Source organism: Marinobacter sp. SBS5 (genome assembly GCF_048285575.1).
GTDB lineage: Bacteria > Pseudomonadota > Gammaproteobacteria > Pseudomonadales > Oleiphilaceae > Marinobacter.
The window spans coordinates 480,049-500,114 of record NZ_JBLWAZ010000001.1; the positions used below are offsets into that span (position 1 = coordinate 480,049).

The 20,066-nt window shown below is 53.9% G+C and carries 14 protein-coding genes and 2 pseudogenes; 4 read left to right on the forward strand and 12 right to left on the reverse strand.

All coding sequences use genetic code 11. The annotated features are described in order from the left end of the window. Positions 1-36 precede the first annotated feature (36 nt). The 3 genes from ACNQ6O_RS02275 to ACNQ6O_RS02285 all read right to left on the reverse strand — a co-directional run bounded on the left by ACNQ6O_RS02275 (position 37) and on the right by ACNQ6O_RS02285 (position 4,098). Complete coding sequence (locus ACNQ6O_RS02275; RefSeq protein WP_418051624.1) at positions 37-1,596, reverse strand: BCCT family transporter; 1,560 nt, start codon at positions 1,594-1,596, stop codon at positions 37-39. Between the two features lie 68 nt (positions 1,597-1,664). Beyond that, positions 1,665-2,642, reverse strand: a complete 978-nt coding sequence (locus tag ACNQ6O_RS02280; protein ID WP_418051625.1) for a dipeptidase — start codon at positions 2,640-2,642, stop codon at positions 1,665-1,667. 16 nt (positions 2,643-2,658) lie between these two features. Continuing rightward, a complete protein-coding gene (locus tag ACNQ6O_RS02285; protein ID WP_418051626.1) occupies positions 2,659-4,098 on the reverse strand; it encodes an aldehyde dehydrogenase family protein in 1,440 nt (479 codons plus the stop codon). A 104-nt stretch (positions 4,099-4,202) separates the two neighbouring features. On the opposite strand from ACNQ6O_RS02285, the gene ACNQ6O_RS02290 reads away from it, so the two are divergent. Then, positions 4,203-5,087: a LysR family transcriptional regulator gene (locus ACNQ6O_RS02290; RefSeq protein WP_418051627.1), complete on the forward strand. Its 885-nt coding sequence runs from the start codon at positions 4,203-4,205 to the stop codon at positions 5,085-5,087. Between the two features lie 86 nt (positions 5,088-5,173). On the opposite strand, the gene ACNQ6O_RS02295 is transcribed toward ACNQ6O_RS02290, so the two are convergent. Together ACNQ6O_RS02295 and ACNQ6O_RS02300 are read right to left on the reverse strand one after the other, a co-directional pair. Beyond that, entirely contained in the window at positions 5,174-6,754 is a 1,581-nt protein-coding gene (locus ACNQ6O_RS02295; protein ID WP_418051628.1) for a BCCT family transporter, read from the reverse strand. A gap of 216 nt (positions 6,755-6,970) precedes the next feature. Further along, positions 6,971-7,132 (reverse strand): annotated as a pseudogene (locus ACNQ6O_RS02300) (hypothetical protein); the annotation flags it as partial. A gap of 246 nt (positions 7,133-7,378) precedes the next feature. Between ACNQ6O_RS02300 and ACNQ6O_RS02305 the strand changes: the two are divergent. After that, positions 7,379-7,600, forward strand: a pseudogene (locus ACNQ6O_RS02305) (hydrolase); the annotation flags it as partial. 127 nt (positions 7,601-7,727) lie between these two features. Here the strand turns inward: ACNQ6O_RS02305 and ACNQ6O_RS02310 are convergent. Genes ACNQ6O_RS02310 through ACNQ6O_RS02320 form a run of 3 tightly spaced genes read right to left on the reverse strand, consistent with a single transcriptional unit; the run spans position 7,728 to position 9,988 of the window. Beyond that, positions 7,728-8,096: an AtaL-like protein gene (locus ACNQ6O_RS02310; protein WP_418051629.1), complete on the reverse strand. Its 369-nt coding sequence runs from the start codon at positions 8,094-8,096 to the stop codon at positions 7,728-7,730. A 19-nt stretch (positions 8,097-8,115) separates the two neighbouring features. Further along, positions 8,116-9,171, reverse strand: a complete 1,056-nt coding sequence (locus ACNQ6O_RS02315; RefSeq protein ID WP_418051630.1) for a hypothetical protein — start codon at positions 9,169-9,171, stop codon at positions 8,116-8,118. Positions 9,172-9,190: 19 nt separating this feature from the next. Further along, positions 9,191-9,988 carry an SDR family NAD(P)-dependent oxidoreductase gene (locus tag ACNQ6O_RS02320; RefSeq protein WP_418051631.1) on the reverse strand — a complete coding sequence of 266 codons (798 nt, stop codon included), beginning with the start codon at positions 9,986-9,988 and terminating at the stop codon, positions 9,191-9,193. Between the two features lie 140 nt (positions 9,989-10,128). On the opposite strand from ACNQ6O_RS02320, the gene ACNQ6O_RS02325 reads away from it, so the two are divergent. Further along, positions 10,129-11,136 (forward strand): AraC family transcriptional regulator, encoded by a 1,008-nt coding sequence (locus ACNQ6O_RS02325; RefSeq protein ID WP_418051632.1) that lies wholly within the window; start codon positions 10,129-10,131, stop codon positions 11,134-11,136. Between the two features lie 128 nt (positions 11,137-11,264). Beyond that, positions 11,265-11,936 (forward strand): hypothetical protein, encoded by a 672-nt coding sequence (locus ACNQ6O_RS02330; protein ID WP_418051633.1) that lies wholly within the window; start codon positions 11,265-11,267, stop codon positions 11,934-11,936. 630 nt (positions 11,937-12,566) lie between these two features. Here ACNQ6O_RS02330 and ACNQ6O_RS02335 read toward each other — a convergent pair. From ACNQ6O_RS02335 to hsdR, 4 genes are all read right to left on the reverse strand, one after another. Then, complete coding sequence (locus ACNQ6O_RS02335; protein ID WP_418051634.1) at positions 12,567-13,679, reverse strand: HigA family addiction module antitoxin; 1,113 nt, start codon at positions 13,677-13,679, stop codon at positions 12,567-12,569. A gap of 435 nt (positions 13,680-14,114) precedes the next feature. Continuing rightward, positions 14,115-15,935 (reverse strand): restriction endonuclease subunit S, encoded by a 1,821-nt coding sequence (locus ACNQ6O_RS02340; RefSeq protein ID WP_418051635.1) that lies wholly within the window; start codon positions 15,933-15,935, stop codon positions 14,115-14,117. Next, positions 15,932-17,428 carry an N-6 DNA methylase gene (locus ACNQ6O_RS02345; RefSeq protein WP_418051636.1) on the reverse strand — a complete coding sequence of 499 codons (1,497 nt, stop codon included), beginning with the start codon at positions 17,426-17,428 and terminating at the stop codon, positions 15,932-15,934. Before ACNQ6O_RS02345 ends, ACNQ6O_RS02340 begins: the two co-directional genes overlap by 4 nt. A gap of 51 nt (positions 17,429-17,479) precedes the next feature. After that, positions 17,480-19,891 carry an EcoAI/FtnUII family type I restriction enzme subunit R gene (hsdR, locus tag ACNQ6O_RS02350; protein ID WP_418051637.1) on the reverse strand — a complete coding sequence of 804 codons (2,412 nt, stop codon included), beginning with the start codon at positions 19,889-19,891 and terminating at the stop codon, positions 17,480-17,482. Positions 19,892-20,066 lie beyond the last annotated feature (175 nt).

The window sequence follows — 20,066 nt, forward strand, 5'->3', positions numbered from 1 at the left end:
GTCACCCTTGCCTGTTCGGCCTACTGTTTATTCTAGCTAGTGTTGGATGAGATTCTGCTCGCGGGCCATGGCATAGGCCGCTTTTGGACCGAGCCACAGTGATGGCAGCAGAATGAGTGAAACCGGAATGGCGGTTATGACGATAAATTGTTGCAGCACACTGATCTGGCCTGCCCCCATGAAGAGCAGGATGGCTGCCATGCCGGCCATCGCAATGCCCCAGAAGGCTCGCACGAAGGTGTTCGGCTGATCGTGCCCTGAGCTGACTACTGCGATGGAATAGCTCATGGAGTCTCCGGTGGTGGCCACGAAAATAGTTGTGAGGATCAGGATGGCCAGCGCCATAAAGCCTCCGCCAGGAAGCGCTTGGGCTACGGTCAGTGTCGCCACATCAAACCGGAAGTTGTTCAGAGCTTCTGCCAGATCGATCACACCGGTTGACTGGTAGTAAATGCCAGAGCCGCCCAGCAAGGTGAACCAGATGGTGGTGGCGATAGGGGCCATTACTGCAACCGCCAGAATCATGCTGCGTATGCTTCTGCCACGGGAAATCCGCGCGACGAAAATCGCCATCAGAGGGGCATATCCGAGGAACCAGGCAAAAAAGAACACGGTCCACCACTGCATCCACCAGCCGGGAGCGGTTTCCGCGGTCATGGTAGCCATGGTCAGGAAAGAGGACAGATACTCGCCCATCCCCTGGATATATGTGTTGGTGAGGAACAGCGTCGGCCCGAACACATAAATAATGGCGGCGACAGCCAGTGCCAGAAAGACGTTCATGCGGCTCAGGAACTGGATGCCGCGGTGAATGCCGGTTACGGCGGATGTTACGTAAATTATGGCGAGCACGATCAGTATGGCCATTTGCGTAACCAAACCGTCGGTCAGACCGAACAGTTCACTGAGACCGAAGCTCATCTGAGTGGCCAGAAAACCAATAGGGCCCACGGTACCGGCCACTACCGCGATTACGCAGCAAGCGTCCACGGCACTGCCAAGCCAGCCGCTCATGATACGTTCGCCAAACACCGGATAGAGCAGTGTGCGTGGTTGCAGCGGCTTGTCATTTACGTAGTGGGCATGGGCCAGAACAATCGCAGCCAGGGTGCCGAGTACCGCCCATGCCAGAAAGCCCCAGTGCATAAACGACTGCGCCATAGCATGAGGAATGGCCGCGGCCGTGCCGGGCTCAGAGGTGAACGCGGGTGGGGTGACAACATAATGGTAAATGGGCTCGCCCGCGGCAAAGAACACACCACCCCCGGCCAGCAAGGTGCACATGATGATCGAGAGCCAGCGGAAGGTGCTCATTTCAGGCTGATCCAGATTACCGATTTTAGCCCGAGCTGCTGATGAGCAGGCTACGCCAATGGCAATGAAGAAGGTGGCCAGCAGCAATAGCTGGAAGTAGGTACCAAAGACTTTTGCCGTCCAGCCAAAACCTTCGCCAATCACCTCGGCAACAGCTTTGAGGTCGAACAGTGAGAACCCGACGAACAGCACGATAAAGCCAACGCTGAGGGTCAGTACTACCGGATCGCCAAGTTGGGCTATGGAGTAGTCTCCGCCTGACTTGATGTTGTTGTTTTTCATCACGCGTACCTTTGTTGTTTTAGCGCTTGTCCGTTACGCAGGGCACCCTATATGGGCGCCCTGCGGGCTCAGGTTCGAGCCCGGGTGCCAATTTCCAGTTGCCTAAGCCAGTTCAGACCCATGATCTTTTCGACTTCTTTTTCGCTAAATCCTTTGCGGCGCAGGCCTTCGATAATGGCCGGGAAGTCCCGGTTGTCCTTGAACCAAGACAGAGGTCTGGGCCAACCGGCGTTGTTTTTGTTGCCTTCACCAAAGTCCATTTGCTTCGACCACCGGCCGTTACGCATCCAGTCCAGAACCGACTGGGGTTGCCCTTGGCACAAGTCGGTGCCGATCCCGATGTGGTCAACCCCCATCAGCTCCGCAGTATCGGCCACCATGTTGCAGAAGCTTTCCAGTGTGCAGTCGGGCCCGTCTTTTAGGTGGAACGGGTACACGGAGAAACCAAGTAACCCGCCGCTTTCCGAAATGGCCTTCAGCACCGTATCCGATTTATTACGCTTGGCCGGATGAAACGAAGCCGGGTTGGCGTGGGAAATAATCACCGGCCGGCTGGAGAGTTCGATGGCATCCAGCGTCGATCTTTCAGAGCTGTGCGACATGTCGATGATCATGCCAACCCGGTTCATCTCCTCGATGGCCTGCCTGCCAAACCGACTCACACCGCTGTCTTCTGCTTCGTAACAACCGGCGGCCAGCAGGCTCTGGTTGTTGTAGGTTAACTGCATGATCATCAAGCCGAGCCTGCGCATGACCTCGATCATGTCGATGTCATCTTCGATGGGCGAGCAGTTCTGCGCACCGAAGAACACGCCGACCCGGTTGGATTCCTGAGCCCGCCGGATGTCTTCAGCTTCGTACACCGGCATGATCAGGTCGCTGTGTTGCTCAAAGCGGCGGTTCCAGTCACCAAAGCGTGACAGCGTCTCGCGGGTGTTTTCGTGGTACACCAAGGTGGCGTGCACTGCCGAGACTCCCCCAGCGTGCATCTGTTCAAATATCTCCCGGGACCAATTGGAGTATTGCAGTCCATCGATTGTCAGCATGGCGCTTCTCCTCGGATCAGGCCCGCACGTAGCAGGTCTTTACAACGGTGTAGAACTCACGAGCGTACTGACCCTGTTCCCGAGGGCCGAAGCTGGAGTTTTTACGGCCGCCGAAGGGTACGTGGTAGTCGGTGCCTGCGGTGGGCAGATTCACCATTACGCACCCGGTTTGAGCGCGCGCTTTGAAGTCCGAGGCGATCTTCAGAGAGTTAGTGATTATGCCGGCGGTGAGCCCATACTGGGTGTCGTTCAGAGTGGCCAGTGCAGTTTCGTAATCGGGTACACGGATCACACAAGCAATTGGTCCAAAAATTTCGTCCCGGTTAATCGCCATGGAGTTCGTGGTGTCGGTGAACAGCGTTGGCGCCATGTAGTAGCCATCGGTTTCCGCTTCAATTCGCGAACCACCGAACGCGAGGGTTGCGCCGTCAGCTTTGGCCCGCTCGATCCAGGCCAGGTTGGATTCCAGCTGGCCTTTATCGGCGATGGGGCCAATTTGTACGCCGTCTTCCAGCGCGTGCCCGACTTTGGCGAGCTCCAACCGTGCTTTCAGCTTGGACACGAACTCATCATGAACGGCATCAGTCACAATCAGGCGGGACGATGCGGTGCACTTTTGCCCGCTGCCGGAATAGGCGCCGTTAAATGCGGCTTCAACAGCCAGATCCAGGTCGGCATCGTCCAGCACGATCAGGGCGTTTTTGGAGCCCATTTCAAGCTGGCATTTGACCAAATTGCCCACGGTGGCAGAGGCTACTCGGCGGCCCACTTCCAGAGAGCCGGTAAAGGTAATGGCTTGGACATTCGGGCTGCTGATCAGGGTTTCGCCGGTTTCACCGCCGGACCCCATTACCAGGTTAAAGGTGCCGGCAGGCAGATCCTGCTTGCTGATGATTTCGGTCAGAGCCCAGGCGCTGGCTGGCACCAGATTAGCGGGCTTGAACACAACCGCGTTGCCAAAGGCCAGTGCGGGGGCGATTTTCCAAACGGCGGTCGCCATCGGGAAGTTCCAGGGGCTGATGACGCCAACCACGCCCAGTGGCTCGCGCCGGATGTCGATTTCAACGCCCGGCCGGACCGAGTCGGCGCGCTCGTCGATCTGACGGAGCACTTCTGCCGCGTAATAGTGGAAGAACTGGCCGGAGCGGTAGACTTCGCCTTTACCTTCCGCCAAGGGTTTGCCTTCTTCGCGGGACAAGAGTTCGCCCAGCTCGTCCTGACGGGCAATGAGTTCATCTCCAATCGCCATCAAAATTTTGTAGCGTTGCTCAAGCCCGCTTTTGCTCCACTGCGCGAAGCCGCTCTGAGCAGCGCTAATAGCTTGCTGGGTTTGTTCTGCGCTGGCCTGATCAAACTCGCCGATAATGTCGCTAAGATCCGACGGGTTAACGTTGGTTACGGTTTTTGTGCCGGTAACCCACTGGCCATTGATGTAAAGCGGGTGAGAATTGGTCATGAGAGCCTCCTTATTTTCGATGCACTCATGCTAGTCAAGATGCAATAATAAGGATAATCAATAAAAAAGATTAAAAGATAAGCAATCCTTATGAGGTGGTGGCCATGTTGCCGGAGCTGAAAATCCAGCAGTTACGTTATGTGATTACGGTGGTCGACGAAGGTGGGTTCAATGCCGCCGCCAAACGGGTGCATCGCACTCAGCCCGCGCTGTCGATGGCGGTTCGGGAGCTTGAGCAACGGCTGGGGCAGGACATTTTTGAACGGGGTGGTAAAAGCCAGCTGACGCCGTTTGGCAAGTTCTGCCTGCCTAGGTTTCGCGAGTTATTGGGGCAGCATGACCGTGTGGTGAAAGACGTGGTTGGCCAGGCGGATGGCCGGCAGGGTCACGTGCACATAGCAACGGTACCGTCGGTGGCCAGCCGCATCATGCCGCCGTTGCTGGCGGATTTTATAGACCGATTTCCGGATTTGACCATCAGTCTGCACGATGAGAATGCCCATTACGTGTGTCAGATGGTGGCCAATGGCGAGGTGGATCTGGGCATTACCAGCTTATGGCAAAGTGATGACGACCTTGATTACACCCATTTATTCGAAGATAAGGTCGGCGTGGTGTGTCATCGAAGTCACCCGCTGGCTAGCCGGTCATCGATCGATTGGCGCAGTTTGCAGGGCGAAAAGCTGATACGTAACGGCACCTCGCGGTTATTAATGGGCACGGATGCCTCAGAGCTGGTTGAAAACAGCGCTTTCTACATTTCCAATATGATTTCTCTGATCGCCATGTTGGAAGCAGGGGCAGGCGTTACGACCTTGCCGCAGCTCGCGTTTCCGGAACATAACGCGAACCTCTGCTTTATTCCGCTTCAGGAGCCCGATGTGGTGCGCCGGATTGGCTTGGTCAAGGCGAGTAATCGAACCTTGGCGCCGGCCGCGCAAATCATGGAAGGGTTTTTGCTGGAAAGGCTGAAAGACGAGCCGGAATAAGGAAGGGATGCCGTGGCCAAGCTCAAAGAGCTTGGCCANNGGGGCAAAGCTAAAAGGTTTTGCCCACGGATCTATACAGCTTAAGCTTAGCTGTGCTGCAGCACGACTTTTTCTTCAATGATCTTCTGCTCGCGGGCCATCGCGTAGGCGGCTTTAGGGCCGAGCCACAGTGACGGCAGCAGAATGAGAGAAACCGGGATGGCTGTGATCACAATGAACTGCTGCAATACACTGATCTGACCAGCGCCCATGTACAGCAGAATTCCGGCCATGGCCGCCATAGCTATACCCCAGAAGGCTCGGACGAATGCTTTCGGCTGGTCGTGACCAGAGCTGACGACCGCAATGGAGTAGCTCATGGAGTCGCCAGTGGTCGCCACAAAAATCGTGGTCAGTATCAGAATGGCCAGCGCCATAAATCCACCGCCGGGCAGGGCCTGAGCGACCGTCAGTGTCGCCACGTCAAAGCGGAAGTTGTTCAATGCTTCAGCCAGATCGATCACACCGGTCATCTGGTAGTAAATGCCGGAGCCACCCAGCAGGGTGAACCATACGGTGGTCGCAATCGGGGCCATAACCGCGACGGCAAGAATCATTTCCCGAATGCTTCGGCCGCGAGAAATACGAGCAACGAAGATGGCCATGAGCGGCGCATAGCCGATGAACCAGGCGAAGAAGAACACCGTCCACCACTTCATCCACCAGTTAGGTGCGGTATCCGCAGTCATGGTCGCCATGTCGAGGAAGGACGACACGTACTGACCCATGCTTTGCATGTAGGTGTTCGTGAGGAACAGCGTCGGGCCAAAGACAAAAATGATGGCTGCGATCGCCAGCGCCAGGAAGACGTTCATCCGGCTCAAAAACTGAATGCCGCGGTGCACGCCGGTAACGGCTGATGTTACGTAAATGGCGGCCAGCGCTGCCAGGATGGCCATTTGTGTTCCAAGCCCATCGGTCAGACCGAACAGTTCGCTGAGGCCAAAGCTCATCTGAGTCGCCAAAAAGCCGATCGGGCCAACGGTGCCCGCGACAATGGCAATCACGCAGAATGCGTCTACAACGCTGCCTACCCAGCCGCTCATGATGCGTTCACCGAAGATCGGGTAAAGCAGAGTGCGGGGTTGGAGAGGGTTGCCTTTCACGTAATGGGTGTGAGCCAGCACAATGGCCGCCAACGTGCCGAGTACAGCCCAAGCCAAAAAACCCCAGTGCATAAACGATTGCGCCATGGCACTGGCCACTGCCTCAACGGTGCCGGGCTCAGTGTCAAATGCCGGTGGCGTGACCACAAAGTGGTAAACCGGCTCGCCGGCCGCAAAGAATACGCCGCCCCCGGCCAGTAGTGTGCACATAATGATGGAGAGCCAGCGGAAGGTGCTCATTTCCGGGCGGTCCAGATTACCGATTTTCGCTTTTGCGGCGGGAGTACAAGCCAAGCCGATAGCAATAAAGAAGGTAGCCAGCAGTAACAGCTGGAAGTATGTACCAAAGACCCGGGCGGTCCAAGTGAAGCCGCTACCGATCGCGTCGGCGACGCCTTTGAGGTCAAACAAAGAAAAGCCTACAAACAACGCAATAAAACCAACACTGAGCGTAAGTACTACTGGGTCACCAAGCTGAGCTATCGAATAGTCTCCGCCTGATTTTTGGTTACCCTGAGCCATAACATAAACCTTTTTTAATGCATCTTTAAAACTTGGCGCGCGACAGTGCCATAATTTTCCTGCTAATACCAACGCTTAGCAGGACTTTCCACATACGCACAATACGAAGGGCAAATGGCACGGTTAGCGTCAGTTAACACAATTCAGTGTAGTTATTTATTGGAAATCTGCTTACGTAGTTCTGTGATGAACTTCCGTGCGGCGATCCCGATATGCTCATCGCCCAAGTAATGAAGATAAAAAACTGACCGTGCGATGCCTTCCTTCTTGCAGGGGTAAAACCTGCAAATGTCCGCTTTCAAGGTGCTCGGCAATTGAAGGGTGGGGCAGCCAGGCAAAGCCAAACCCTTGGCAGACAATCTCCACGGAGGCGTGGACGTTACTGACAGTCCCGTGTTGTTCAGAGCCAAGTCAGCCGGCGTTCATGCTTTTATGCATACCCGAATCTCGAACAATGATTTGCTCGAATTAAAGGCATTTTTTTCGAGGTTAAAGCGGCGAGCATACTCCCAGCGTTTATGTGGAGCGGATTCACAAGCCAAGAGGAGCAACGCAATGAACCTATATGATCGAATGTTAGCTGTTTTTACTGCCGTTCTAGCCATTCTAGGCTCTGGCCTGGCGATGGCCGGAGAGCCAAGCGATAGTCTATTGACTCCGGATAACCACAGTTTGATTTTGATCGACCATCAGCCGCAGATGGCGTTTGCGACCCGCTCCCATAGCATCGAGGACGTTCGCAACAACGTTACCGGTCTGGGGAAAGCCGCTAAGGCTTTTAACGTACCGACCATCCTGACTACTGTTGCAGAGAAGTCGTTCAGCGGTCCTATTTTTCCTGAGCTTCAGCGTGACTTGGCGAGAACAGGCACTTACGCTGCCGTTACTGATATCTCGAAAGAGATGTTTAATGCCAGTGAAGGTAAATAATCGATAATCCTTCGAAAAATGGGGCCTGATCAGGCCCCATTTTTTAGTGGCTTTTTATGCGATTACGAATGATGCGGATGGTGTCGATGTCTGCTGCGATATACGCCTGCTGTACGAAAAGATCGTAAGGAAGTTCATCGCTGAGCTCGTCCAGATACCGGGCGCAATAGCTGAACCGCACGAACAATGAGTCTGGTTCAGGCTCTTCAATGGTCATCGTCAGGCTGCCGCCAGGCATTAGGGCCGTGGGTGTGATTTCATAATGCACCGACCGGTTTTCTTCGAACGTTACTACGTCGTCAACCACAATGCCGGGCAGCTCCAGGCTTCGCTTTAAACGCGTATCACCCTGCCACTCCAGCTCGTATTCCCCCAGCCCGATCACAAAGTGGTGAGGTGCTTTGGCCCGCAAAACAAGGCCATCCCACAACTTAGGTGGGGACGTGCAACTTGCCGTGACGGGCTTCACCCACGTAAAACGCTGGCTTGGCACCTGGAAATGCCCAGAACGGAGTCATCTCGGAGGAAGGGAAGATGTTCGGGAAGCGCGGATCGCGCTGGGAGGGGCCTGCAATGGTCTTTTCCTGCACCATTGAAATGTACTGGTCGATGGAGTTTTCGAGGGTGTTGCCGTTGATGATGACCTCGGTGCCGATGGTCTTGGCGTAGTCAGCCACGCCGCTGGCGGCAGACAGGTGGGGGGCGTAAGAATCCACGCTGACACCGTTTTCACTGGTTACCCACAGGCCTTCGTCGGTGTGGACAACAATCGAGTGGTTGCCCTCGGTATGGCCCGGCGTGTGAACCAGTGCCACACCGTCGCCCAGCATGATCGAGCCGTCAAACTTGATGACCTTATCTTCGGCGATTCCGGCGATGCCGGATGGGCAATACCAGTCTGCCTGATAAGGGTTCAGGTCCAGAGCGGATTCCCATTCACGCCAATGCACCAGCAGCTTGGCATTGGGGAATATCGACGGCTCCTTGTCGGTGCCCAGCCAGCGGCGCACATCCTGAGTGTGCAGGTGGTCGTAGGTGATGTAGTCGATGTCTTCTGGCTTCAGGCCAAGACTGGCGACAATGGCCGGCGCGGTGGTTTGCCGGTCGATGATCCTATCGGCGACAAAGCTTGGGGTGGTGTCCTGCAGTCGGCGGAAAAACGGCGTTTCACCGTTTCGCTCGTAGTCGGAAGGTGAAACCAGCATGGTTTTCACGCCTTCTTCGGTATCGAACTGCACCACAAAGACACGGTTCTGGATATGAACGTACTCCACCAGTCGTTCACGAGAGAACGCATTGCGCAACCCGTAACGGGCGGGGTAGGGCACCTTCACGAGATCAAACGACCGGAAATAGCGCGCTTTTGGCCCGGCTAACATAGTCTTTCGGAAACCCTCCGCGGCGGCGCGAGTGTCTTCAACACGAGCTTGCTGGCCGTATGCACTGCGTGAACCGTCAAAGTCTGTGATCTGTTTGAAATGTGTCATGGGTTATCTCTTGTTGTTCTCAGCGAAAACTGTCGGATTCAAAGTTCTTACGGCCACGTTCCATGGCGCTGCGAGTCATGCGCAGGAAAAAGGTCGGCACCGCATTGGAAAGTCTGCCCAGCAGCTTGTCTTGCCAGGGCAGGTAGTATTCCAGAGGCTGTTTTTTAAGAACCGGCCCCAACACCGCTTGGGCGACTTCCTCTGGAGTTAGTGCACGGCTGCTGGCGAAGGTCAGTGCGGAGTTATCATCGCCACGCTGCTGTTCCAGCATGGCTGTTTTAACCGGGCCGGGCCCGACCAGTGACACGGCAATACCATGACGGCAAAGATCGCCGGCTGCCGCAATGCTGAAGCCGCGCACCGCAAATTTGCTGGTGGCGTAGACTGCATTGCCCGGTACAGGGCACAAGGATGCCAACGAGCCGATGTTGATAATGTGCCCGCGATGCCCGCTGGCCAGCATGTGAGCGGCGGCCGCGTTGGTACCGAAAATGACGCCTTTTACATTTACGTCCAGAGTCAGGTCGACATCTTTGCTGTCCAGCTCGCCGGTACGGCCACTGCGAAGCACGCCGGCCACATTGATCAGCACATCCACCTTTACATGCTCGGAGGCAAGGCGTTCGAATAATGCCTGCCACTGCCCGTTGTCTCGCACATCGAGCGTTTCGCAGCGTACCGCGCTCTGATTCTCCCAGCGTTTAGCGAGCCCCTCGGCGTTCAGGTCGGCTGCAATCACCTTGTGGCCTTCCTTAACGGCTTGCTCAATGATGCAAGCGCCTATGCCGCATGCGGCACCCGTTACCATTATTAACATCGATGTTCCTCTCGACCGGGTTGGACATTACTGTTCGACGGATTTCTAACGACAACGGTGACAAAGTGCCTCGTCACTCGCTTGACACGGGCTGCCACGTTTTTAACACTTTACGCCAGCCCATCGATGTCGAGAGTTATATGACCGTTCGCCGCCGATCTATTCCGGCCAGCTTTGCCCTCGCGCTATACGAGTATCTTGATCAGCACGGCGTCGACACCGATCAGCTACTGCCGGTGCCCCGGCCGCCGCAGGATACCTTGCTCAATGCCGACATGCCGATCGATCTTTGGCGCCAGCTGCTTGAGTGTGCGGCGGAGCATTTGAACGACCCACTGCTGGGGTTGCATCTGGGGCAAACCGTCATACCTCGCCATGCCGGTGTGCTCGGATACGTCATTATGGCTTCTCAAAATCTCGGCGAGGCCATCGCTCACTTCCATCATTATCAACGACTGATCTATGACGTGACCCCGCTGATCGTTCGGGAAAATGACAGCGCGATGGAGTTGGTCTGGGATGCCGAACATGGCCGCCCGGGGCCGTTGGTGGATGAAACCGCGGTAACCGCGCTGGTCAACTTCTTTCGGCGCCTGACTTTTTCGGGCCTTGTGCCGCAGCGAGTGGATTTCATTAACCCCACGCCCGCGAATATCGAGGCTTACACCGATTATTTTGGTTGCCCGGTGAGATTCGAGCAGCCGGAAACCGTGATCAGCGTATCTGCGGATACCGTGGCCCACCCATTGCAAACCTCTGACCCGGCCATGCTGACCATGCTGGAAGCTCAGGCTGATGCCTTGCTGGCCCGCCTGCCACTTGAATCGCCATTGGTGGACGACGTTCGCCGGCGCATAGGGCGGTTGTTATCGGAGCAGCAGCTGGATATTGCGACAGTAGCGGCCAGTATGGGGGTGTCCACCCGCACTCTACAGCGCCAGCTGGCCCGGGAAGGGACCAGCTTTCTAAATGAGGTTGCTGCGGTAAGGCGTGAAATGGCTGAACGCTATTTGCGGGAAACCAATTTGGGGCTGGTCGATATCGCATTGGTGTTGGGCTACTCGGAGCACAGTGCTTTCACTCGCAGCTTTGTTCGTTGGACTGGAATGACCCCGAATGAGTTTAGGCAGCAGGGGCGGAGGGATTGAGTTTGTGTAGGCGCCGGGAGTTGAGCTCGTTGAGGCTTTGTGGACATATGGTGATGCCTGTAGCCAATCATCAATAAGTAAGCTACCTTCACAATTTGTTCTAACGGTCTAAATCAAAGGAGTTGGTTTTGAGGTTTCTAGGAAGAGTTGCCGCTGTTTTTGTCGCTAACCTGATAACGCTCGTCTTCATCGCCATTGTGGTTGCTATGTTGATCTCAGACCAGGGACAGGCATTCATGCGTCACCTAGGTTATGACATATCTCCTTTGGTGTCTGCCTACCATCAAAGCCGAATCCAAGAATGGAAAGGCCCTAGAGCCGGCCGTATGACGCCAATCGAAATTACACCCAACACTAATCAATCAGCCCTTGCGAAGTCCAAGCCGGCACCGAAAATCGTCGACAAAACACCCGACCGTCATGCCATCCAAACGACATTGAATACATGTAGATTTTGGAATGATGAATACCGCAAAGACGGCACTGATCGTAGTAGAGGGTTTCGTGATGCAGCGTGCAGCAGGTACGAGAGTCTAAGTGGAAATGATATCGGTACCATTCTTTCTCTAGCAAGAGCTCCTCAGCGTAAAACAACCTCCCAGAAAATCAGTTCCAACCGCACGTCTCAAAAGAACAGTAATGATCGCCAGCGCGAGGCCAACTGTGAAAGGTTGAAGGAAGAAATCGAATATTATGACGCCAAACTCAGAGCCGGTGGTGATGGTAGCTACATGACATACTGGCGCGGTGAGCGCCGGAAGGTGAGCAACAAATACTCATGGGAATGTCTGCGGGGATAACCTTGTGGAACTGAAGCTGTAAGCCACAAGAGTGTTTGGATGCCATTGGATCAATTTGGAATGAGTGGGCATAAAAAAGCCCCGAAACCGGGGCTTTTGGTGTTTTAGTGGACCTCTCTGGATCCCCTAAAACTCTTAGTTGGTGGAGACGGCGTCCACGAAACTGATAATATATAGCTATGATTTTAATGCGGTTTTATATTATTTGCTAGATATATGCCCCCATAAGTACCCCCGAACTGCTCCGAAGTGTTGTTAGGTTTTAAGAGGAATCTAAGGTGATTCACGTCCGAGCTGCGGAGGGCGCCTGCATGCTCTGCGCTTAATGTAGAACTGTGGGAGTAAAGCCGCCATTGCTCACGAATAAGCGTCGGTATCCCCCTTTGAGGGCGCCGATAAAGCTTCAGATGAGCTGAAGGCGTCTGCGGTAGGTGTTTTTTTTTGCGTACAGCTGAACAATGTCGAATGTAAAATTAAAAACTATTTTTCAATGTAACAAAAGAAATCTTGAAACGCTTTGTTTGCGCGGGTTCGATATCTCAAGACACACAATGGATTATTTGCCTATCTTCGGCGCTTTTTAACACTGAGCCTCATTGTTTGTTCTTAGGTGCGTTGATTGAAGTCTCGTTATGAGTCCTGTTCATGGTTCCACTTATAAAACTGTTTAAGGTCGTTGCAGAATTGATAGTCCAAAATGCCTTTGTGTTGTAGCTGGCCGACCACGATGCCAGGTGCAATTCCGACTTGCTCTGCAAAGGAGCTAATGTCTGCTTTGGTTCGCGAGCCCTTTCGGATGAACTGCTCCAAGGCCTTTGCCGGTATCAATTCATTTTGGGCGAAGTGGTTTGCTTCAGCCTCTTTCTCGTCATCAAGGCCATTGGAGCTTTTGTCTGTTCGTTCAATGAACAAATCTTTCTTCCCATGGAGCAAAATGTGACCAGCTTCGTGAAAGAAAGTGAACCACAAATGGTCGTTTGAACGATACCGCAGGCTGAGCTGAATGACCGCTTTGTTCGAATGAATCCACCTTGTTGCCCCACTCACTCCGGTTTTGGGTAAGGATGGGACAAAGACAACGGCAACCCCGGCTTCGGCACAAAGCGCTTGCATCTTCGGAACGAACTCTTGGGGGCTCATATCCGTTAGAGAGCGAATTCTGTTTAGGGACTGCCGGAAGCTTTGTTTGTTGTAGGGAGCGCAGGGAATGGATGCTGCTTCAAGCTCCCCTTTTCGCAACCAGGCTGATACCGCTTCCGCCAAGACCATATGTTGATTGCTTTGACGGTAAGCAACACTGAGTCGCGGCCACATCTGGCTCCACTGGTCAACACTAGCGATTCCGAAAAACTGCAGGACCTCTTTGAGCTGATCTTTTTTTGCTTTATGGCGCTTAATCCAGTTGAGTTTGACCATTTGGGCTACTGGGATACGCTTTAACCAATTCAGGTCGTTTTCAAGCCTTTCCTCTTCGTCCAGGCGGGCCTTTATCTCCTGATAATTACTCTCAAGATTCAGCCAGTAATTGGCTGGCATGCCAATGGCCCTTTCCAGCTTTATTGCTGTTTCTGGCGTAATTGTGGCTTTGCCTTTAACAATTGACACAATATGTTTTGCAGACAGCCCGGTTCGCTTGGAAAGCTCCTGCTGGCTCATATCACGAATTTCCAGCTCATCGCTGAGGACGTCGCCAGGCAAGACTGCGTAGTTGGGTTTGTATTGGTTCTTTACCGAATCACCCATGTGTATCCACCACTCCAATAATTTTAATCTCTGTAACAGCTTGCCAATCCAGCCCGCCTTCACTGCGTTCAGGCATTGGGTCATGGTTCGGCTTCAAAACAAGCCGGTAAGGATGGTCTAGGTCTACACTCAGTTGGCCTTTCCGGTTGCCGGTTAGTTCATGACACCGATGCGGAGGGCTGTAGGGCGGCGCGAACGCTCCTAAGTTCGGGGCGGCGAACAGCTGTGTTAGGACAATTTGAAGCTTTTTGGCTCTTTTGGACCCATGAACCTTAACCATCTCTCGGCCGTCGTTCATTTGCTTCATCAGCTTTTTGTTGGCGAAGGTTATTTCCATATATTTAAAGATTCCATTAACCTATTAGGTTAATTGTTTTGTTTTTTGTTGTCCAGTGTTGACTGTGCTTCATGGGTAAGGAGTTTTATCAGCCCAGCCTAGTGTTCTAGGCGTAGTGATTTTTCAACTATGGCTTCAGCCAGCTGGCAGCGCGTTTCGTTGGCTTGATGCAGGCGTTCCTTGAGCTGGTCGCACAAAGCCATAAGTTCATCGACTTTTTGGACGATGCGGTGTTGTTCTTGCAATGGCGGCAACGGGACGGTCATCTCACCCATATCGCTCAAACGAAAGCTATTCTTGATGCCTCGCTGTGGTTCATTGAACTGAGTTTTTGCGAATGGGCTTCTCAAAAACTCAGCAAAGTACCTGTTTCTGCAAAGTGAGCTAAAACGAACTAGGCAAGAATGTTGGTTGATATATGCTTCGCCAAAACCTTCGGGTATAAGCCCCAAGTTGCCCACATCACCAGTGATTGACACCACCATGTCACCAGCTCGCAGTGAGGTTCTTGCGCCTTCGCTTCCGGTAGGTGGTGAAACATGTTTTATGTTTTTAAGCCGGAGGCGGTAATTTCCTCGAGAAAGATTTCCCATTGTGATGAATATTGCGCCTGAATCAGAATAATACTTGGCCCAATCGCGCGACCCGGAAGTTATGAATTCTGAAACTTGATGTATTCGTGCCCATTGCCAGCTTCGAGGTATGTTAAACGGCGTTTCGTCTTCCCTGATTTCTGGCGGGCGCTTATTTTTTTTGATTTTGCCTTCTGCCGCGAGCCGATTTTTATCTTCTTCTATTCTATTAAGTAGGATGCTGGCAGGCTCATCCCCCGCATCCTGCTCCACCAATCGCCCCATCACCGCCAGTTGCAGGATGGTCTGCTTGAGCTTGTCGATGCTCTGTTCGGTGGTGAACAGGGTGTCGAAGTGGGCGGCGAGGCGGGCCCAGTTGTCGGCCAGTTCGGTGGCGTTTTCGGATTGGGTGAGGGTGCCGAGCAGGGTGTCCACGAGGGTTTCGTGGGCTTCGAGTTGGTCGCTGGTTTGCTGTTCCAGCCGGTCGCAGAGGGCCATGAGTTCATCGACTTTTTGGACGATGCGGTGTTGTTCCTCCATCGGCGGGACAGGGATGTGAAGCGTTGGTATCGCTCCTAAATTAAGCTTGTTTGTGTGGCTTCCCCCTGCCTTTATCTGATCCATCTGCTGAAGTGAGAATGGGGAATGCAATGCTAGGTGAACATACCTGGATGAAATTAGAGTCGTCGGCATTTTCAATAGGCCGACGCTAACGAATAGGCTGAAAGGTGTATCGGTATCGACAATTGTCGCTCGGCCTAATGTTCCAATTCGGCAGAGAAGAATGTCACCTCGCTCTGGGTTGCAACGTTTGTTTATCTCGTTGTGCTGTTCTTCCGAAATGTACTTGCAGTCGCGAAACGAGACACTCCGCCCGTCAATATCTTTAACCGAGATAAATGGCACCCCGGAGGGGAGGTATTTCGGCGTGTGATGCACCCCATCCGTTATCTGAAGAGTGAGGTAGCCAAGTGGTGTGAGAGTCCAAAGATTCGGAACGTCATACTCGGGAACATGTTCAGTATCGAGTTTGAATATTTTGGGCTTAGGGAGTGCGCCCTCGCGAATCTTCTGTCGTTTGAGGTCGGAAATTGCGTCTATTAGTTGATGGGCTGGCACGTCGCCAGCGATTTGTTCCACGAGCTTGCCTCGCACCGCCAACTCCAGAATCAGCTCCCGCAGCTTCTTAACCCCAGTCAGCTCGACCTTGCCATTACTCCCCCGGCCACGGGTGGCTTTTTGGGTCACCGCCCCGGTCCACAAATCCAGATGGTCGATGACGGCTCCTGCGACATCGACACTTCCGCCCTCCCTGGCGGTCGCTTGTAATCGCTCCCGCGCACTCACGCCGCACCTCCGTCGCTACTCTCATCGCTGTTGTGGGCGAGCGCATCGGCGAGGATGTCCCGCAATTGGTGTCGGAGTTCCTGGATTTCGGCCTGCTGCTGTTCGTACTTGGCCAGCAGTTCGTCTGGGTCGTGATTCACTTCTTCACCCTGCCAGGGGTTCTTGATGTCCAGGTTGTAGTTGCGAGCCTTGATGTCGTCGATGGACACTTTCCAGGCCTGCTCAGTTTCCTCGCGGCTGGCGAAGCCGTCGCCCTCGTTGCCCCACCAGTCGATTTCTGTCTGGAACTCGGAGAACTTCATGGGCTTGGTTTTGCTGTAGCTTTTGAAGCCTTCCGGGTAAGGGTGTTCGTAATACCAGACGGTTTCGGTGGGCTTGCCCTTAGTGAAGAACAGCAGGTTGGTCTTGATACCGGTATAGGGGTTAAAAACGCCGTTGGGCAGGCGCACGATGGAGTGCAGGTTGCACTCTTCCAACAGCTTTTCTTTGAGACGGGTTTTCATGCCCTCGCCAAACAGGAAGCCATCGGGCAGCACCACGGCAGCGCGGCCACCGTCCCGTAGCAGATGGATAAACAGTGTCATGAACAGGTCGGCGGTTTCCCGGGTGCGGAAGGCGCTGGGGAAGTTGGTTTCAATGCCGTCTTCTTCCATGCCGCCGAAGGGCGGGTTGGCCACGATAACGTCTACCCGTTCTTTCGGGCCCCAGCTGATGAGAGGGCGAGCTAGGGTGTTGTCGTGCTTAATCTGGTCCGGCACCTCGATGCCGTGCAGAATCATGTTGGTGGTGGCCAGCAGGTGCGGCAGAGGCTTTTTCTCTACGCCGTGGATGCTTTTCTGCAGGGTCTGTTCGTCCTTGGGGGTCTGTACGTAGTTCTTGCGTTTATGCTCGATGGTGCACGTCAGGAAGCCGCCAGTACCGCAGGCCGGGTCCATCACTTTTTCTTCGAGTTTCGGGTCTACCCGATTGACCATGAATTCCGTCACCGCCCGAGGGGTGTAGAACTCGCCAGCGTTGCCGGCGCTTTGCAGGTCTTTGAGGATTTGCTCGTACATATCGCCGAGTTCGTGGCGCTCGGCTGATTTGTTGAAGTCGATGCCATCCTGCAGCTTGTTGATGACCTGGCGCATCAGTTGGCCAGACTTCATGTAGTTGTAGGCATCTTCGAATACGTTACGGATAACCACGCCACGGTAGTCGTTTCCGGCTGGCTCCAAGTTCTGCAGGCCCGGGAACAGGGTGTTGTCGATGAAGTTTTTCAGGTCATCGCCGGTCATGCCTTCCGGGTCGGCAGCCCAGTTGCGCCAGCGTAGGTTTTCGGGAATCGGCGATTTGTACTCGTCGTAAATCAGCTCCCATTCCTGTTCCCGGTCGTCGAAGATTTTCAGGAACAGCATCCAGACGAGCTGGCCTATGCGCTGGGCGTCGCCGTCTACGCCAACGTCTTTGCGCATGATGTCTTGGATGGACTTGATAGTGGTGCTAATTGACATAGAAATTGAGTCTCTTGATTTCAGCGAAAGTATGGAAAAAGGTAGAGGTAATTATGATGTTTGGCGGTAGAGTTCGTCTTCGAGGTCTTTGACAGCCTCGGTGTAGCCTGGCTTGCCACCGAAGGCACTCACGAGCTCCATCAGAGAGCCCATTTGGCTAAAGGGAGCGGTGTTGAGTACAGCGACCTTCTCGATAGGTTCAATGCCAGCATCCGTGTACTTGTCCAGCAGAGCGCTCAGGACCTCTTTGCTGGCCCCTTCGTACTTACTGAAGTAATTCTGTTTGCGTACCTGCTCGGCCCGCTCTTTGCGGCTCAGAGGTGGCTGGTCGTAAACAATATGGCAGATGACATCAAAGGGGTCTGGCTCTTCGCCGAGCTTTTTGCTCACGTCACGAGTGAGGTCATCCCAAATGACACCCTGCTCAGCCAGTTCGTCGATGATGGCTTGCTTGCGGTCGGCCTCGTTCCAGCGGCGCAGGAAGTCGTCGAGCGTAGCGTACTGCTGTTTCACTTGTTTGCGAGTGAAGTCTTTCAGGCTTTCGGTAATGAGCTTGCCGTCGGGGCCTAGGTACTGAACCCGTTCAGCGATAACGCTAACGTCTACGCCATCCACCACGTACTTTATGCGTTTGGTGCTTGTATCGTCTGAAGCGTCGCCATCATCGGAGTGCCAGTCTGAGCCTGGGGGAATGTCATAACTACCTTCATCATCTGAGCATTCAGGTATCTCGCCGTCTTGTGGCTCGTCATCGTAAACGTCGTCCGGGTTGACCGGGGCACCGCCTTTAGGCTCGTACACTTTGACGGGTTCGCCATCGAAGTCGGGGTCTGCAAAGAGTTCGGTGGCTTTTTTGAAATCCAGAATCGTGAACCAGTGCTTGTTGTAATCATCATTGATGCGCGTACCGCGGCCGATGATTTGCTTGAACTCGGTCATGGACTGGATGCGTTGGTCGAGCACGATGAGTTTGCAGGTTTGGGCATCCACGCCTGTTGTCATCAGTTTGCTGGTGGTGGCGATGACTGGGTAGCGCTCTTCAGGGTTGATGAAGTTGTCGAGCTCAGCCTTGCCTTCTTGTTCATCGCCGGTAATGCGCATCACGTATTTCCGGTTTTCCTTCACCCGTTCGGGGTTCAGGTTCACAAGGGCTTGGCGCATGCGTTCGGCATGGTCGATGTCTTCGCAAAACACGATGGTTTTCTGGTACGGGTCTGTTCGTGTCATGAACTCCGTGACTTTCTCCGCAACCAGTTGGGTGCGGGATTCCAGTACCAGCTGGCGGTCGAAGTCCTTTTGGTTGTAGATGCGGTCTTCGATGAGTTCGCCGTGCTTGTCGGTTTGGCCCTTGCTGGGTCGCCAGCCTTGAAGGTCCCGGTCCAGGTCGATGCGGACCACTTTGTATGGGGCCAGAAAACCGTCTTCAATGCCTTGTTTCAGCGAGTAGGTGTAAACCGGCTCGCCGAAGTAGTCGATATTCGAGACTTCTTTGGTTTCTTTTGGCGTGGCGGTCATGCCGATGTGCGTGGCGCTGGAGAAGTAATCCAGTATCTGCCGCCAAGCTGAGTCTGCAGAGGCACTGCCGCGGTGGCACTCGTCGATAACGATGAGGTCAAAGAAGTCTGGTGAGAACTGCTTGTAGATGTTCTGGTCTTCTTCGCTGCCGGTCACGGCCTGATACAGCGACAAATATATCTCGTAGGACGGGTCAACTTTGCGATTAGTGACCTTGGTCATGACATCGCTAAAGGGTCTGAAGTCGTTGTTCTTCGTTTGGTCTACCAGAATGTTTCGGTCAGCAAGAAACAGGATGCGTTTCTTCTGTTTGGACTTCCAAAGCCGCCAGATGATTTGGAAGGCGGTGAAGGTTTTGCCGGTGCCGGTGGCCATAACCAACAAGATGCGGTTCTGGCCTTTGGCAACGGCTTCTACGGTGCGGTTGATGGCAACGGACTGGTAATAGCGTGGTGTGCGGCCGCTGCCGTCATCGTAGTAGGCCTGCTCCACCGCTTTGCGTGCTGCCGGACCTATGCCTTTATATTGGCAGTAAAGCTGCCAGAGCGTCTCTGGAGAGGGGAATTCGTTCAGCTCCAAAGTGGTTTCGGTTTGGCCAAACAGGCCGGTACGGTCATGGAACAGGAAGCCGTCGCCGTTGCTGCTGAACACAAAGGGAGCGTCGAGAGCGTCACTATAGGCCAGTGCTTGCTGCATGCCGTCGCCCAGGCTGTGCTTGTTGTCTTTCGCCTCGATGATGGCAATGGGCATGTTCTTTTGGTAACTCAGAACATAATCCGCACGGCGAGGGCGGGCACGGGTGTGCATGCGTCCACGGACGATGATGCGACCGTTGGTAACGGGAAATTCCTCGTGTACTTGGCTCAGAATGTCCCAGCCAGCTTGTACCAAGGCAGGGTTGATGAACTTGGTGCAAATATCCCGTTCCGTCAGCTTCTTCTTGTCCATGCGCACACCGTAATTACTTTCTGTTTGCAACCATCTGGTTTTGCTTGGTTTTGTGGCTATAGGTTAGCCGAAATTGTTAGCTTGCAGAAGGTTTGTAAGGTTTTGCCTGCCAGAGGGCATACCCCGACCGTGTTGAGCGATATGATTTTAGTCACGGGCCGATAGGGAGGCGATA

Coding starts and splice junctions, on each gene's coding strand:
- ACNQ6O_RS02325 (WP_418051632.1), top strand. CDS start 10,129: ATGACCGTTCGCCGCCGATCTATTCCGGCCAGCTTTGCCCTCGCGCTA.
- hsdR (WP_418051637.1), bottom strand. CDS start 19,891: ATGGACAAGAAGAAGCTGACGGAACGGGATATTTGCACCAAGTTCATC.
- ACNQ6O_RS02295 (WP_418051628.1), bottom strand. CDS start 6,754: ATGGCTCAGGGTAACCAAAAATCAGGCGGAGACTATTCGATAGCTCAG.
- ACNQ6O_RS02275 (WP_418051624.1), bottom strand. CDS start 1,596: ATGAAAAACAACAACATCAAGTCAGGCGGAGACTACTCCATAGCCCAA.
- ACNQ6O_RS02280 (WP_418051625.1), bottom strand. CDS start 2,642: ATGCTGACAATCGATGGACTGCAATACTCCAATTGGTCCCGGGAGATA.
- ACNQ6O_RS02290 (WP_418051627.1), top strand. CDS start 4,203: ATGTTGCCGGAGCTGAAAATCCAGCAGTTACGTTATGTGATTACGGTG.
- ACNQ6O_RS02345 (WP_418051636.1), bottom strand. CDS start 17,428: ATGTCAATTAGCACCACTATCAAGTCCATCCAAGACATCATGCGCAAA.
- ACNQ6O_RS02285 (WP_418051626.1), bottom strand. CDS start 4,098: ATGACCAATTCTCACCCGCTTTACATCAATGGCCAGTGGGTTACCGGC.
- ACNQ6O_RS02335 (WP_418051634.1), bottom strand. CDS start 13,679: ATGGGTGATTCGGTAAAGAACCAATACAAACCCAACTACGCAGTCTTG.
- ACNQ6O_RS02320 (WP_418051631.1), bottom strand. CDS start 9,988: ATGTTAATAATGGTAACGGGTGCCGCATGCGGCATAGGCGCTTGCATC.
- ACNQ6O_RS02315 (WP_418051630.1), bottom strand. CDS start 9,171: ATGACACATTTCAAACAGATCACAGACTTTGACGGTTCACGCAGTGCA.